13 protein-coding genes are annotated in these 13315 nt (G+C 45.8%); 8 read left to right on the top strand and 5 right to left on the bottom strand.

Annotation, left to right across the window (positions count from 1 at the left end):
- Position 1: 1 nt before the first annotated feature.
- Positions 2-961, bottom strand: coding sequence for an XdhC family protein (locus ICN45_RS01510; RefSeq protein WP_216172307.1), 960 nt, complete (start codon positions 959-961; stop codon positions 2-4).
- A 55-nt stretch (positions 962-1016) separates the two neighbouring features.
- On the opposite strand from ICN45_RS01510, the gene ICN45_RS01505 reads away from it, so the two are divergent.
- Entirely contained in the window at positions 1017-1667 is a 651-nt protein-coding gene (locus tag ICN45_RS01505; RefSeq protein WP_216172305.1) for a nucleotidyltransferase family protein, read from the top strand.
- On the opposite strand, the gene ICN45_RS01500 is transcribed toward ICN45_RS01505, so the two are convergent.
- The 3 genes from ICN45_RS01500 to ICN45_RS01490 all read right to left on the bottom strand — a co-directional run bounded on the left by ICN45_RS01500 (position 1664) and on the right by ICN45_RS01490 (position 4269).
- Positions 1664-2122, bottom strand: a complete 459-nt coding sequence (locus tag ICN45_RS01500; protein ID WP_216172303.1) for a RidA family protein — start codon at positions 2120-2122, stop codon at positions 1664-1666. The two genes, ICN45_RS01505 and ICN45_RS01500, sit on opposite strands and share 4 nt — an antisense overlap.
- A gap of 73 nt (positions 2123-2195) precedes the next feature.
- Positions 2196-3371 (bottom strand): vWA domain-containing protein, encoded by a 1176-nt coding sequence (locus ICN45_RS01495; RefSeq protein ID WP_216172301.1) that lies wholly within the window; start codon positions 3369-3371, stop codon positions 2196-2198.
- A gap of 19 nt (positions 3372-3390) precedes the next feature.
- A complete protein-coding gene (locus tag ICN45_RS01490) occupies positions 3391-4269 on the bottom strand; it encodes an AAA family ATPase (protein ID WP_216172299.1) in 879 nt (292 codons plus the stop codon).
- A 174-nt stretch (positions 4270-4443) separates the two neighbouring features.
- Here ICN45_RS01490 and ICN45_RS01485 point away from each other — a divergent pair, with 174 nt between their 5' ends.
- Both ICN45_RS01485 and ICN45_RS01480 read left to right on the top strand, forming a co-directional pair.
- The gene (locus ICN45_RS01485) at positions 4444-4809 is read left to right on the top strand and encodes a c-type cytochrome (protein ID WP_216172297.1); all 366 of its coding nucleotides are present in this window, start codon (positions 4444-4446) and stop codon (positions 4807-4809) included.
- 17 nt (positions 4810-4826) lie between these two features.
- Positions 4827-5180 carry a c-type cytochrome gene (locus tag ICN45_RS01480; protein ID WP_216172296.1) on the top strand — a complete coding sequence of 118 codons (354 nt, stop codon included), beginning with the start codon at positions 4827-4829 and terminating at the stop codon, positions 5178-5180.
- A 99-nt stretch (positions 5181-5279) separates the two neighbouring features.
- Here ICN45_RS01480 and ICN45_RS01475 read toward each other — a convergent pair whose 3' ends face one another.
- Entirely contained in the window at positions 5280-5918 is a 639-nt protein-coding gene (locus ICN45_RS01475; protein ID WP_216172294.1) for a GntR family transcriptional regulator, read from the bottom strand.
- Between the two features lie 93 nt (positions 5919-6011).
- Between ICN45_RS01475 and scpA the strand changes: the two genes are divergently transcribed.
- The 5 genes from scpA to ICN45_RS01450 are packed head-to-tail and all read left to right on the top strand — an operon-like array spanning position 6012 to position 13315.
- The gene (gene scpA / locus ICN45_RS01470; RefSeq protein ID WP_216172292.1) at positions 6012-8198 is read left to right on the top strand and encodes a methylmalonyl-CoA mutase; all 2187 of its coding nucleotides are present in this window, start codon (positions 6012-6014) and stop codon (positions 8196-8198) included.
- Positions 8199-8214: 16 nt separating this feature from the next.
- Positions 8215-9240 (top strand): methylmalonyl Co-A mutase-associated GTPase MeaB, encoded by a 1026-nt coding sequence (meaB, locus tag ICN45_RS01465; RefSeq protein WP_216172290.1) that lies wholly within the window; start codon positions 8215-8217, stop codon positions 9238-9240.
- 10 nt (positions 9241-9250) lie between these two features.
- A complete protein-coding gene (locus ICN45_RS01460) occupies positions 9251-10783 on the top strand; it encodes an acyl-CoA carboxylase subunit beta (RefSeq protein WP_216172288.1) in 1533 nt (510 codons plus the stop codon).
- Between the two features lie 27 nt (positions 10784-10810).
- Complete coding sequence (gene accC / locus ICN45_RS01455; protein ID WP_216175575.1) at positions 10811-12835, top strand: acetyl-CoA carboxylase biotin carboxylase subunit; 2025 nt, start codon at positions 10811-10813, stop codon at positions 12833-12835.
- Positions 12836-12847: 12 nt separating this feature from the next.
- The gene (locus tag ICN45_RS01450) at positions 12848-13315 is read left to right on the top strand and encodes a VOC family protein (protein WP_216175574.1); all 468 of its coding nucleotides are present in this window, start codon (positions 12848-12850) and stop codon (positions 13313-13315) included.

Below are 13315 nucleotides of genomic sequence, written 5' to 3'. Positions count from 1 at the left end.
GTTAATTTTTCTTTGGAATACTGACGCCATATTTAACCGCAATTACCTCTGCCAGAATAGATACAGCAATTTCTGGTGGTGTAAGAGCGCCAATATACAGCCCAACCGGACCATGAAGCCTATCGACTTGTTCTTGATTTAAATCAAACTCCAGAAGGCGATCTTTACGCTTCTGAGTATTTTTGCGACTACCTAGCGCGCCAACATAAAAAGCAGGGGAGCGGAGAGCCTCCATGAGAGCCATATCGTCTAACTTAGGGTCGTGAGTCAATGCGACCACTGCAGTATGAGGGTCGACACCAATTTCAAGTAAGACATCATCTGGCATACCTTTAATAAAGGTCAGGTCATTACGATTGAGGCCTTCGGCATATTCTTCACGGGGATCAATCACAATTACCTCAAAGTCAGAAGCGAGTGCAAAGTCAGCAGTGTAGAGTGATAGTTGGCCGGCACCAATGATGACTAAACGCCAACGCGGTCCATAGGTAGTTAGCATTTTTTGCTCGGTGCATACGAACTCATCGTTACGACTGCCGGTATCAAGAGTGGATTTACCTGTGAGTAAATTTACTGTGCGGCGCGTGATCTGATGGGTAGAGATGGACTCGAGTAATTTTTCTAAGATGGCTAATTCAGGTTTTGGCTCAACCAGTAGTCGCAGGGTGCCGCCACAAGGTAAGCCAAAGCGAGCAGCTTCTTGTTGACTAACGCCATATACAACCATTTCAGGGGTATCTCGCGTCAGAATCTCTGTTTGAACACGCCGAATCAAATCATCTTCAACACAACCACCGGAAACGGATCCGGCGACTTGACCATCTTCGCGGATAGCGAGCCATGAACCTACAGGGCGTGGTGCCGAGCCCCATGTTTGGACTACTGTAGCAATGGCAAGCGAGTGACCCGCTTTCAGCCAACTTACGGCAGAATTGAGAACGCTTAAATCAGTACTATTCATGCTGTGTTTTGTCTTTATTGTTTATTTTTCTAGATTCCTATTTATTATCACTCTAATGACCCCTTTAGGTAAGCCTTCTGCACGCTCCAACTTGCGCCTAGCAGTACTTTTGCTAGCAGCAGGCGAGGGCAGCCGCTTAGGCTCTATCCCCAAAGCCTTATTAAGCTTAGAGGGACACAGTCTGTTGCAACGCTTGTGCCAAACTGTACAAGTACTTTCCCCTGTAGAATTTCTTGTAGTGACAGGCTTTCATGCGCTTGCAATTGAAGCTGAAATACTTCAAGTGAAGCAAGAACTGGATCTATCCATCGGGTGGGTACGCAATCCCAATCCAGAGTTAGGTCAACCCTCCTCAGTACGACTTGGTCTAGAGTGCTTGAAGAGTGATTACGACGTTTTAGTGCTTGCTCTATGCGATCAACCTGCCATAGGGACAGGAGAGATCATTGCTCTACTGGAACAGTTTGAGAAGCGAACAGGTCAAGAAGAAATTATTTTGCCCATGTTTGATCAGCAACGTGGCAACCCCGTACTGTTTTCAAAAAAAGTGATTAAAGAAATTTTGGCTATTCCAGCAATGGTATGTAGACCCTTTATGGACCAACATCCAGAGCTTGTACACGTTTTTGAGACCGACAATAAGGCCTATGTACAGGATGTCGATACACCAGAGGACATCCAGAAATTGGGTTTAAAGCAACTCTAAATCTCAGCAATTAATTCAATTTCCACGCAAGCACCTTTGGGGATCTGTGCTACACCAAAGGCACTGCGGGCATGCTTGCCAGCATCACCAAATACGTCGAAGAGTAATTCTGAGCATCCATTCATCACCAGATGTTGCTCAGTGTATTCAGATGTGGAATTCACTAAACCCATCACCTTGACGATGCGTTTTACTTTATCTAATGAGCCTAGATGATTTTGCAAAGTAGAAATGAGATCGATCGCAATAGATCTTGCTGCGGCTTTGCCAGTCTCGGTATCCATATCCTTACCTAGCTTACCAACCCAAGGATTGCCATCTTGTTTGGCAATATGACCCGACAGAAATACCGTATTTCCAGTGCTTGTAGCCATCACATAGGCAGCGGCAGGTGGTCCCGGTGGTGGTAAGTCTATTCCGAGGGCTTTAAGGCGTTCGCTAATGTTTGTGCTCATTGTTTATTTCTAAAAAAGGAATGGAGGAATCAAAAAGAATCAAAAAGAATAAAAGAATAAAAGAATAACAATCTTACTTGGAAAGTTGCCGCATCGCGCTCTCAAGACCATTTATTGTTACAGGGTACATGCGATCCTTAAGAAGAGTTTTCATGATATCGATCGATTGACGGTATTCCCAAACCGCCTCTGGTTCTGGATTTAACCAAGCAAAATTTGGAAAATGATCTAGTAGTCGATTCATCCACACAGCCCCAGCCTCCTGGTTATTGTATTCAACTGAGCCATTAGAGCTGAGAATTTCATAAGGCGACATGGTTGCATCGCCAACAAAAATGAGCTTGTAGTCAGAACCATATTTGTTGATGATGTCTTGAGTAGCAGTGACTTGATCACGCCTACGTCGATTGCTTTGCCATACATGGTCGTACACACAGTTGTGAAAATAATAATGTTCTAAGTGCTTAAACTCTGCCTTGGCTGCGGAAAATAATTCTCCGATACGCAGGATATGATCATCCATAGAGCCACCGACATCCATCAACAAGATCACTTTGACTTGATTGTGTCGCTCCGGCCTCATCTGAATATCGAGCATGCCCGCATTCGCGGCAGTCGAGTGAATGGTTTTATCAAGATCTAGCTCAAGCACAGAGCCTTCGCGGGCAAAACGTCGCAAACGTCGTAACGCCACTTTGATATTGCGGGTCCCTAGGGCAAGATCACTATCATAGTCTTTGAACTCCCGAGCTTCCCAAACTTTGATGGCTCTCCGATTGCCAGCGCTCTCCCCGCCAATGCGGATGCCTTCAGGGTGATAGCCGCTATGGCCAAATGCAGAGGAGCCTCCAGCACCAATCCATTTATTGCCACCACCATGCCACTCTTTTTGTTCTTTAAGAAGCTCCTCAAGACGTTTTTTTAAGGCTTCTGGACCACCGAGTGTTTGCAGGGCTGCCTTTTCCTCATCAGTCAGAACGCGTTGTAATTTTTTTTCAAGCCAATCGAGCGGGATCTCTGGCGTGAGGGCAATGATTTGCTCTACGCCATTGAAGTAAGCGCCAAAGACTTGATCAAAGCGATCAAAGTGTTGCTCGTCTTTTACTAAAGTCATTCTAGAGAGTTGGTAAAACTCATCAATCGATGGATTAATGACTCCAGCCTTTAATGCTTCTAGTAGTGTTAAAAACTCCCGGACTGAAACTGGTACCTTGGCCTCTTTCAGTTGCAGGAAGAATTGAATCAGCATGGACTTAAGTTTTTAGCTACTAGCGATGATTACGGTTCATCATCACTAAGCGCTCAAAGAGATGAACGTCTTGCTCATTCTTGAGTAAAGCGCCGTGCAGCGGCGGAACTACCACTTTATCCTCTTGGCTGTAAAGCGCTTCTGTAGGAATATCCTCTGCCAGCAGGAGTTTTAACCAGTCAATCAACTCAGAGGTAGAGGGCTTCTTTTTCAGGCCAGGTAGGGAGCGTATTTGGTAGAAGGACTTTAAGGCCGCGTCTAGAAGGTCTTGTTTAATTTTAGGATGGTGGACATCCACAATACGTTGCATCGTCTCGGCATCGGGAAATGCGATGTAATGAAAGAAGCAGCGCCGTAAAAAGGCATCGGGCAATTCTTTTTCATTATTTGAGGTGATGATGACTAAAGGGCGATGTTTTGCTTTAATTAATTCACGTGTTTCATAAACATAAAATTCCATACGGTCAATTTCGCGTAAAAGATCATTCGGAAATTCAATATCTGCTTTATCTATTTCATCAATCAATAGAACAGTTGGTTCATCTGCTTCAAAGGCCTGCCATAAGATGCCTTTAATAATGTAATTGCGAATGTCATTGACTTTTTCATCACCCAACTGAGAATCGCGTAGACGGCTGACTGCGTCGTATTCGTACAAGCCTTGTTGTGCCTTAGTAGTCGATTTGATGTGCCATTGCAACAGGGGCATACCGAGAGCGGTAGCAACTTCTTCAGCCAACATGGTTTTACCGGTACCTGGCTCGCCTTTAATGAGAAGAGGGCGCTGCAATACTATCGCGGCATTTACCGCCAACTTGAGATCATCGGTAGCAACATAGCTCTTACTGCCATCAAAGCGCGCTTGGGAATGTTGGGAATGGGTGGCGGATTTAATCATATGGATTAGCTGAAAAAGTCATTAGAAAGGTGTTCCAGTATAGGTAAATGATGGCAAGCTTTCAGTATTTTTGCTGATTTCAGGCCCTGGAATAGCCAAATCTAGGCTCTGCAAGCATCTGTCCGCTATACTCTCTCAAATTGATTTTAAGCAAACTCATTAATACTGATTTCCATGAAAAAACTCTCCATTCTTCCTCAATTGGCTGTATCCGCCAGCCTAGTATTTGCTGGATTTACCGTTCAAGCTGATGAAGTTAAAGGTAATGCTGCGGCCGGTAACCCCAAAGTATGGTTGTGTGTTGGCTGCCATTCCATCCCTGACTACCGTGCAGATTACCCATTCGTATACAAAGTGCCCATGTTGGGAGGCCAAAATGCCGCCTATATCGCAAGCGCTCTAGCTGCTTACAAAAAAGGTGAAAGAAAGCATCCAACGATGCGCGCCATAGCCGGCAGTCTTTCTGATCAAGATATGGCTGATCTCGGCGAATACTATGCTGCGCAAACAGCCAGCTCACCTATCAACCCATTGAAGTGATATTTAGAGGCATTTTTATGAAAGTCGCACTAGTTACAGCAGTTTTGCTATCGAGCATCGGCCTGACGAATATGGCTAATGCTGCCAGCGTTGATAAAGGTCAAGCACTCGTTGAGAAAGCCAATTGCGCCTCTTGTCATGGTGCTGGCCTGAATGCGCCAATTTTGCCTATTTACCCTAAGCTTTCTGGGCAATATTCTGACTACGTCTACTATGCTTTGAAGGCATACAAGGTAGGCAATGGCAATGCCCAATACGGCAGAAATAACGCCATCATGGGATCCCAAGTACAAGTATTTTCTGATGCTGATCTGCAAGATATTGCCGCTTACATCGCTTCATTACCCGGAAATTTCGTTATTAAGAAGTAATTAAATATCATTTAGTAAATTCAAATAATGGCTTAGAATAATCTTCTAAGCCATTGTTACTTATGGGTTTATTGAATTACAACTAACTGAATTACCGATTTACCGAATAGCCTCAAGACCACGTGCCCAGTGCTTACGCATGGCAGCCTCGGCAGCTAGTTCATCGCGTTTGAGGATCGCTTTTAGGATTTCACGGTGCTCCATCAGGGAGTTCTGAATACGTCCAGTGCTAGTTAAAGACTCGCGACGGTGTAATTTCAACACCTTGCGCAGGTCATCAATAACGCCGTTCATCCAGCGATTTCCGGCAATTTCTTGGATTAATTCATGAAATTTGCTGTTTATCTCAAAAAATTGCTCTATATCTCGATCGGCAGCTGCCTTTTCAAGGCGGTGGTGCAGGTGGTCTAAGAGATTTAACTCGTCTTCACTAGCTTTTGTGGCCACTTCTTTAACCGCCTGGCTTTCAAGAAGGGATAAAACGGTATAAATTTGCTCCAAATCTCCCCGATTGACCTCAGTGACATAGGCGCCACGGCGCATTTTGATGGTGATCAGGCCCTCAGATGCTAGAACTTTAATTGCTTCCCGCATCGGCGTTCTACTAATTCCGAACTGTTTTGCCAGGGATTGCTCATCTAACCAGCTTCCAGGTGTGATTTGCTTGCTAAAGATCTGCTCACGAAGGCGATCGGCTACATCTTCGTATAGGGGTCTATTATTCAGTTTTGTATTCATAATTATGTATACATGATAACTAGACAAATTCGTAATAGTCAAGCAGAATTAGGATATTGGCTGCAATGCAACAAAACCAACCAGGAGTGCTCTGTGAGTTCAGATAGCAAAAGTTCTTCAAACAATGTATGGCCGCCTGTTCCAGATTCCAATCTAGACGCCTGGAAAAAGTCTGCTCAGAAATCCGCACCTCTTGGTGACGTAGATCAATTGGGCTGGAATACGCCTGACGGCATAAGGCTCAAAGCGCTCTATACAGCTGCAGATAACGAGGGATTGAATTACACCAATACCTTGCCAGGTTTCGAACCTTTTGTACGTGGACCGCAAGCGACTATGTATTCCGTTCGTCCGTGGACGATTCGTCAATACGCTGGTTTTTCAACCGCACAAGAATCAAACGCTTTCTATCGCCAAGCATTAGCGGCTGGTGGGCAAGGCGTTTCAGTGGCATTTGATTTAGCTACGCACCGTGGTTATGACTCCGATCATCCACGAGTGACTGGTGACGTTGGTAAAGCAGGTGTAGCCATTGATTCAGTGGAAGATATGAAGATCTTGTTTGATGCGATACCGCTGGATAAAGTATCCGTTTCGATGACCATGAACGGCGGTGTATTACCTGTGCTAGCGGGATATATCGTTGCCGGTGAAGAGCAAGGTGTAAAGCAGGAGCAGTTATCTGGAACGATTCAGAACGATATTTTGAAGGAGTTCATGGTACGCAATACCTACATCTATCCACCAGAGCCATCCATGCGGATCATTGGCGACATCATTGAATACACCACTCAGCACATGCCCAAGTTCAACTCGATATCTATTTCGGGTTATCACATGCAAGAGGCTGGCGCCAATCAAGTATTGGAATTGGCATTTACATTAGCTGACGGTAAAGAGTATGTCAAAACTGCTCTTGCAAAAGGATTGGATGTGGACGGCTTTGCTGGACGCCTGTCATTCTTTTTTGCTATTGGTATGAACTTCTACTTAGAAGTGGCTAAATTACGCGCTGCACGCTTATTGTGGTGGCGCATCATGAAGTCTTTTGAGCCAAAGAATCCAAAATCGTTGATGTTGCGTACCCATTGCCAAACATCGGGCTGGTCACTAACAGAGCAAGATCCATACAATAACGTAGTAAGAACCACCATTGAAGCGATGGCAGCGATATTTGGTGGCACACAATCTTTGCATACAAACTCATTTGACGAAGCTATTGCTTTACCTTCCGAGACCTCGAGTCGGATTGCTCGTAATACCCAGTTAATTCTTCAAGAAGAAACGCATATTACTAGCGTGATCGATCCTTGGGCTGGTTCTTACATGATGGAGAACCTCACCCAAGAGATGGCAGATAAGGCCTGGGAAATTATTCAAGAGGTTGATGCCATGGGTGGCATGACTAAGGCAGTCGAAAGTGGTTGGGCTAAATTGAAGATCGAAGCCTCAGCTGCTGAAAAGCAAGCCAAGATTGACTCTGGTTCTGATGTGATCGTGGGCGTGAATAAGTACAAACTTGAAAAAGAAGATTTGGTTGACGTATTAATGATTGATAACGATCGTGTACGAGAGGGACAAGTTACCCTCTTAAAAGAAATTAAAGCAAAGCGGAATACGCAGAAAGTAGAAGCCGCATTAGAAGCATTAACTAAAGCAGCCGAGGACAACACGGGTAATTTGTTGGAATTGGCTGTCAACGCGATGCGTTTACGCGCAACTGTTGGCGAAGTTTCTGATGCATTGGAAAAAGTTTACGGGCGCCATCGCGCCGATACTCAAAAGGTGACCGGAGTGTATGCAGCTGCCTATGACTCAGCCGAGGGCTGGGAAAAACTTAAAATAGAGATTGCCGAATTTGCGAAAGACTTTGGCAGACGTCCCCGTGTCATGATTGCTAAGCTCGGTCAAGACGGCCATGATCGTGGCGCGAAGGTAGTTGCCACAGCTTTTGCTGACTTAGGCTTTGACGTTGATATTGGACCCTTATTTCAGACGCCTGAAGAGTGCGCGCGTCAAGCGATTGAGAATGACGTTCATGCATTGGGTGTGTCAACCTTGGCAGCAGGCCATAAAACCTTGGTTCCTGCCATCATTGCCGAATTAAAAAAACAAGGCTCTGATGACATTATTGTCTTTGTTGGTGGAGTGATACCCAGACAGGATTATGACTTCCTCTACGAGTCAGGTGTAAAAGGGATCTACGGTCCTGGAACACCTATTCCTGCTTCGGCCAAGGACGTGCTTGAACAAATTCGCAAGTCCATCAAACCAGCTTAATACGGACTAGAAGAGCATGCTCGAAGCTGCCGATCAGACTTTAGTAAGCGATCTTACTGGCGCACCCTCGCTCAAACAGCGACGGGCATTGGCAAAGATCATCACCTTATTAGAGTCAACCCGCCTCGATCACCGCAAGCGGGCTGATGAGGTTCTCAATACCTTATTGCCTAAGACAGGCAACTCCTTTCGTCTCGGAATCTCCGGTGTGCCAGGGGTTGGGAAATCTACCTTAATTGAAACATTGGGCCTCTACCTGATAGCGAAAGGGCATCGTGTTGCAGTCTTGGCAATCGATCCATCGTCAAGTCTTTCTGGCGGTTCCATTCTGGGGGATAAAACTCGGATGGAGCGACTCTCTGTTCTAGAAGACGCCTTTATTCGACCGAGCCCATCCTCTGGCACCCTTGGAGGCGTTGCTGAGAAGACACGTGAGGCGATGTTGGTTGCTGAGGCTGCTGGGTTTGACATCATCATCGTTGAAACCGTTGGCGTGGGACAAAGTGAAATTGCTGTGGCTGGTATGACAGACATGTTCTTGTTATTGCAACTGCCAAATGCTGGAGATGATCTGCAGGCAATAAAAAAAGGCGTGATGGAAATTGCCGATTTGATTGCTATTAACAAAGTTGATATCGATCCCGATGCCGCTATGCGTGCGCAATTATTTATCACCAGCTCCTTACGACTACTGGGTTTCCAAGGAAATCCTGACCATGCTTCACACGATCAAGAATTTTGGCATCCCACAGTCATGGCTCTGAGTGCGCTCGAGGGCACGGGCTTACCTGAATTATGGGAGAAGGTGAGCCATTTTGAAAAGCTCCAACGTGCCAATGGCAGATTCGACTCTCGTCGTAAACAGCAATCCGGTGCATGGATGTGGGACCGTATCGATGCCGGATTAAAGAATGCATTTCGTAACAATTTAGCAGTGCAAGAGCTGTTACCAATCTTAAGTGCACAAGTTAATCAGGGAACCATGGCAGCTTCAGTGGCGGCAAGACGCTTACTGGAGTCCATGGGGCATGAATTTTTCTAAGGAGCAGCAAATGAAGGACATCATTCAACAACTGGAAGCCAAGCGTGAGCTGGCCCGATTGGGTGGGGGACAAAAGCGAATTCAGGCTCAACACGCAAAGGGCAAGCTAACTGCCCGTGAGCGCATCGAGTTATTGCTTGATGCTGGCACCTTTGAAGAATGGGATATGTTTGTTGAACATCGTTGCCATGATTTTGGTATGGCTGATCAAACCGTGCCGGGCGATGGCGTAGTGACTGGCTATGGAATGATTAATGGCCGCTTAGTTTTTGTATTCTCGCAAGACTTTACCGTTTTGGGCGGATCCTTATCTGAAGCCCATGCAGAAAAAATCTGCAAGATCATGGATCAAGCCCTGAAAGTGGGTGCACCAGTGATTGGCTTAAATGACTCTGGTGGTGCGCGTATTCAAGAGGGTGTAGCTTCTCTTGGTGGCTATGCTGAAATTTTCCAACGCAATGTCACTGCTTCTGGTGTTATCCCCCAAATTTCTTTGATCATGGGTCCATGCGCTGGTGGCGCTGTGTATTCACCTGCCTTGACTGATTTCATCTTTATGGTGAAAGACAGTTCTTATATGTTTGTTACGGGTCCTGAGGTAGTCAAGACCGTAACTCATGAGGACATTACAGCCGAAGAGTTGGGCGGTGCAGTGACGCACTCAACCATTTCTGGTGTTTGCGACTTGGCATTTGAGAATGATGTTGATGCCATCATGATGTTACGGCGCTTCTTTAACTACTTGCCGCTCTCGAATCGCGAGAAACCCCCATTAATCAAGGGTGCCAACCGAACTGAAGAACCTGATTTTTCCTTGGATACCTTAGTACCATCTAACCCCAATCAACCCTATGACATGAAAGAGTTGATTGAAAAAATTGTGGACGATGGTGAGTTTTTTGAGTTGCAGCCTGACTATGCAAAAAATATTGTCATTGGATTTGCCCGTATTGAGGGCCGCTCTATTGGCATTGTTGCTAACCAACCATTAATTTTGGCGGGTTGTCTGGATATTAAGGCCTCAATTAAAGCTGCTCGTTTTGTGCGCTTCTGTGATGCCTTTAATATTCCTGTAGTTACCTTAGTGGATGTTCCAGGCTTTATGCCGGGGACTGCACAAGAGTACGGCGGCATTATTAAGCATGGCGCGAAATTACTCTATGCCTATGCCGATTGCACAGTACCTAAAGTCACCTTGATTACGCGTAAAGCCTATGGTGGTGCTTATGATGTGATGGCTTCCAAGCATCTGCGTGGCGACGTGAACTTTGCCTGGCCTTCTGCAGAGATTGCGGTGATGGGGCCAAAAGGAGCAGTGGAAATTATCTTCCGCGAAGAAAAATCAGACCCAGAAAAAATTACTGCTCGTGAAGCTGAGTACAAGGCAAAGTTTGCTAACCCCTTTGTAGCAGGTCGTCGTGGCTATATAGAAGATGTGATTTTGCCCCACGAAACTCGTAAACGTATCGCACGTTCACTAGCGATGTTAAAAGACAAAGACATCAAGAATCCTGCGCGTAAGCACGGCAATATCCCTCTGTAAAGGCGCAGATAAATAATGACAACCAAAATGTTTAAAAAAATCTTGATTGCTAACCGGGGCGAAATTGCTTGCCGGGTGATGAAGACCGCCAAAAAGATGGGTATTAAGACCGTTGCCGTCTACTCTGAAGCAGATAAAGAAGCGCGTCACGTGCAACTCGCTGATGAGGCGGTATGTATTGGGCCGGCACCATCCCGTGAGTCTTACCTCTCAATAGACCGCATCATTCAGGCCTGCAAAGATACCGGCGCTGAAGCGGTCCACCCAGGCTATGGCTTTCTGTCTGAGAACGAGCAGTTTGCTAAACGCTGTGAAGAGGAAGGTATCGTCTTCATTGGACCAAAATACCAATCTATCGCGGCGATGGGTGACAAAATTGCCTCTAAAAAGCTTGCCTTAGCTGCTAAGGTAAACACCATTCCAGGTCATAACGAAGCAATTGCAACTACGGAAGAAGCGGTCAAGATTGCACAAGGCATCGGTTATCCAGTCATGATTAAAGCTTCGGCTGGAGGCGGCGGCAAAGGTTTACGCGTTGCTTTTAATGACAAGGATGCTGCTGAAGGTTTTGTAGCCTGTAAAACGGAGGCGCTGAATAGTTTTGGTGACGATCGCATCTTCATTGAGAAATTTGTTGAAGGCCCACGCCATATTGAAATTCAGGTTCTGGGGGATTCCCATGGCAACCTAGTATATTTAAATGAGCGTGATTGCTCTATTCAACGCCGTCACCAAAAGGTGATTGAAGAGGCACCATCGCCTTTTATTGATCCTGCAACCCGTAAAGCAATGGGTGAACAGGCCGTGGCCTTAGCTAAAGCCGTGAATTACCAATCTGCAGGGACTGTGGAATTTGTGGTTGGTAAAGATAAGTCTTTCTACTTCCTGGAAATGAACACCCGTTTGCAAGTTGAGCACCCAGTTACGGAAAGCATCACCGGTCTTGACTTAGTTGAGCAAATGATTCGGGTTGCTGCTGGAGAAAAGCTGGCATTTAAACAAGCAGATGTGAAGCTTGATGGCTGGTCAATGGAATGCCGTATTAATGCAGATGATCCATTTCGTAACTTCTTACCATCCACGGGGCGCTTAGTGAAATACCGCCCCCCAGAGTCTGAAAATGGTGTACGGGTAGATACTGGCGTGTACGAGGGCGGGGAAATTCCGATGTTCTACGACTCTATGATTGCTAAATTGATCGTTCATGGCAAAGATCGAAGCGAAGCTATCGAGAAAATGCGTTCTGCATTGAATGCGTTTGTGATTCGCGGCATTCATTCAAATATTCCATTTCAAGCAGCCTTATTGCAGCATCCGCGCTTTGTAAATGGAGATTTCACAACCGGCTTTATTGCAGAAGAATATCCAGAAGGCTTTCAGAAAGACTCAGTACAGCCGGCCGACCCTAAGCGTTTGGCTGCGCTAGCTGCATTCATGCGCTATCGCTATTTAGAGCACATTAAGATGATTGATGGCCAATTAGCTGGTCACGAGATGGTGATCGCTAAGAAGTTTGTAGTAGTGACTGGCATTAAATCAGGCTCGATGAAAGATCCAGTCGAAGTAGCTATTCGTGTTGAGCTTAAGGATGGTATTTATTCAGTCTATATCGATGAGGCAGATGGCGTTAGTCGCTATGACATCGAGAGTAATTGGCGTCCAGGACAAATTTGCTTACACGCAACCATTAACCGCACTAGCAAAATTACTGCGCAAGTTGAAAGACGGGGCGTTAAATTCTTCTTGGTACTCGATGGTGCTCAATACGAATGCATGGTGCTAAGCCCATTAGGTGCTGAGTTGCAACGCCGTATGCCAGTAAAGTTACCACCAGATACGTCGAAGTTGGTGATGTCTCCTATGCCTGGTCTTTTAACTAAGATCGCAGTGCAGGTTGGCGAGGCGGTGACTGCTGGTCAAAAGCTGGCATCGATTGAAGCAATGAAGATGGAGAACACCCTATCTGCAATGCAAGATGGTGTTGTTGCTGAGATCTGCGCTAAAGAGGGTGATAGCTTGGCGGTTGACCAATTAATCATGCGATTTGAATAAGGAATGCCAGATATGACAGCAAAGCCATTCAAAATTTTGGGTATTCAACAAATTGCTATCGGCGGTGAAAATAAAGAGCGTCTCAAAACGCTTTGGGTTGACATGCTGGGCTTCCAATATAAAAGTACTTTTATTTCTGAACGCGAAAACGTCGATGAAGATATTTGCGCCATCGGAACAGGGGCCCATGAAATTGAAGTAGATCTCATGCAGCCATTCGATATTGACAAAAAGCCTGCAGTTCATCAAACCCCCTTAAATCACATTGGCCTCTGGGTTGATGACCTGCCTAAGGCCGTTGAGTGGTTATCTGCTAAGGGCCTGCGTTTTGCACCTGGCGGTATACGTAAAGGGGCAGCTGGCTATGACATTACCTTTGTCCATCCCAAAGGCAACGATGAGTTCCCAATGAGCGGAGAGGGCGTTTTAATTGAGTTAGTTCAGGCGCCCCCTGAGGTGATTGCGGGATTGGGTTCATAA

The organism is Polynucleobacter alcilacus (genome assembly GCF_018881545.1).
Classification (GTDB): Bacteria; Pseudomonadota; Gammaproteobacteria; order Burkholderiales; family Burkholderiaceae; genus Polynucleobacter; species Polynucleobacter alcilacus.
This window is presented reverse-complemented; position numbering and strand designations above follow the sequence as displayed.

Bases quoted from the DNA above. Each gene is read 5' to 3' on its own strand.
- ICN45_RS01510 (WP_216172307.1), bottom strand. From the start codon at position 961: ATGAATAGTACTGATTTAAGCGTTCTCAATTCTGCCGTAAGTTGGCTG.
- ICN45_RS01505 (WP_216172305.1), top strand. From the start codon at position 1,017: ATGACCCCTTTAGGTAAGCCTTCTGCACGCTCCAACTTGCGCCTAGCA.
- ICN45_RS01500 (WP_216172303.1), bottom strand. From the start codon at position 2,122: ATGAGCACAAACATTAGCGAACGCCTTAAAGCCCTCGGAATAGACTTA.
- ICN45_RS01495 (WP_216172301.1), bottom strand. From the start codon at position 3,371: ATGCTGATTCAATTCTTCCTGCAACTGAAAGAGGCCAAGGTACCAGTT.
- ICN45_RS01490 (WP_216172299.1), bottom strand. From the start codon at position 4,269: ATGATTAAATCCGCCACCCATTCCCAACATTCCCAAGCGCGCTTTGAT.
- ICN45_RS01485 (WP_216172297.1), top strand. From the start codon at position 4,444: ATGAAAAAACTCTCCATTCTTCCTCAATTGGCTGTATCCGCCAGCCTA.
- ICN45_RS01480 (WP_216172296.1), top strand. From the start codon at position 4,827: ATGAAAGTCGCACTAGTTACAGCAGTTTTGCTATCGAGCATCGGCCTG.
- ICN45_RS01475 (WP_216172294.1), bottom strand. From the start codon at position 5,918: ATGAATACAAAACTGAATAATAGACCCCTATACGAAGATGTAGCCGAT.
- meaB (WP_216172290.1), top strand. From the start codon at position 8,215: ATGCTCGAAGCTGCCGATCAGACTTTAGTAAGCGATCTTACTGGCGCA.
- ICN45_RS01460 (WP_216172288.1), top strand. From the start codon at position 9,251: ATGAAGGACATCATTCAACAACTGGAAGCCAAGCGTGAGCTGGCCCGA.
- accC (WP_216175575.1), top strand. From the start codon at position 10,811: ATGTTTAAAAAAATCTTGATTGCTAACCGGGGCGAAATTGCTTGCCGG.
- ICN45_RS01450 (WP_216175574.1), top strand. From the start codon at position 12,848: ATGACAGCAAAGCCATTCAAAATTTTGGGTATTCAACAAATTGCTATC.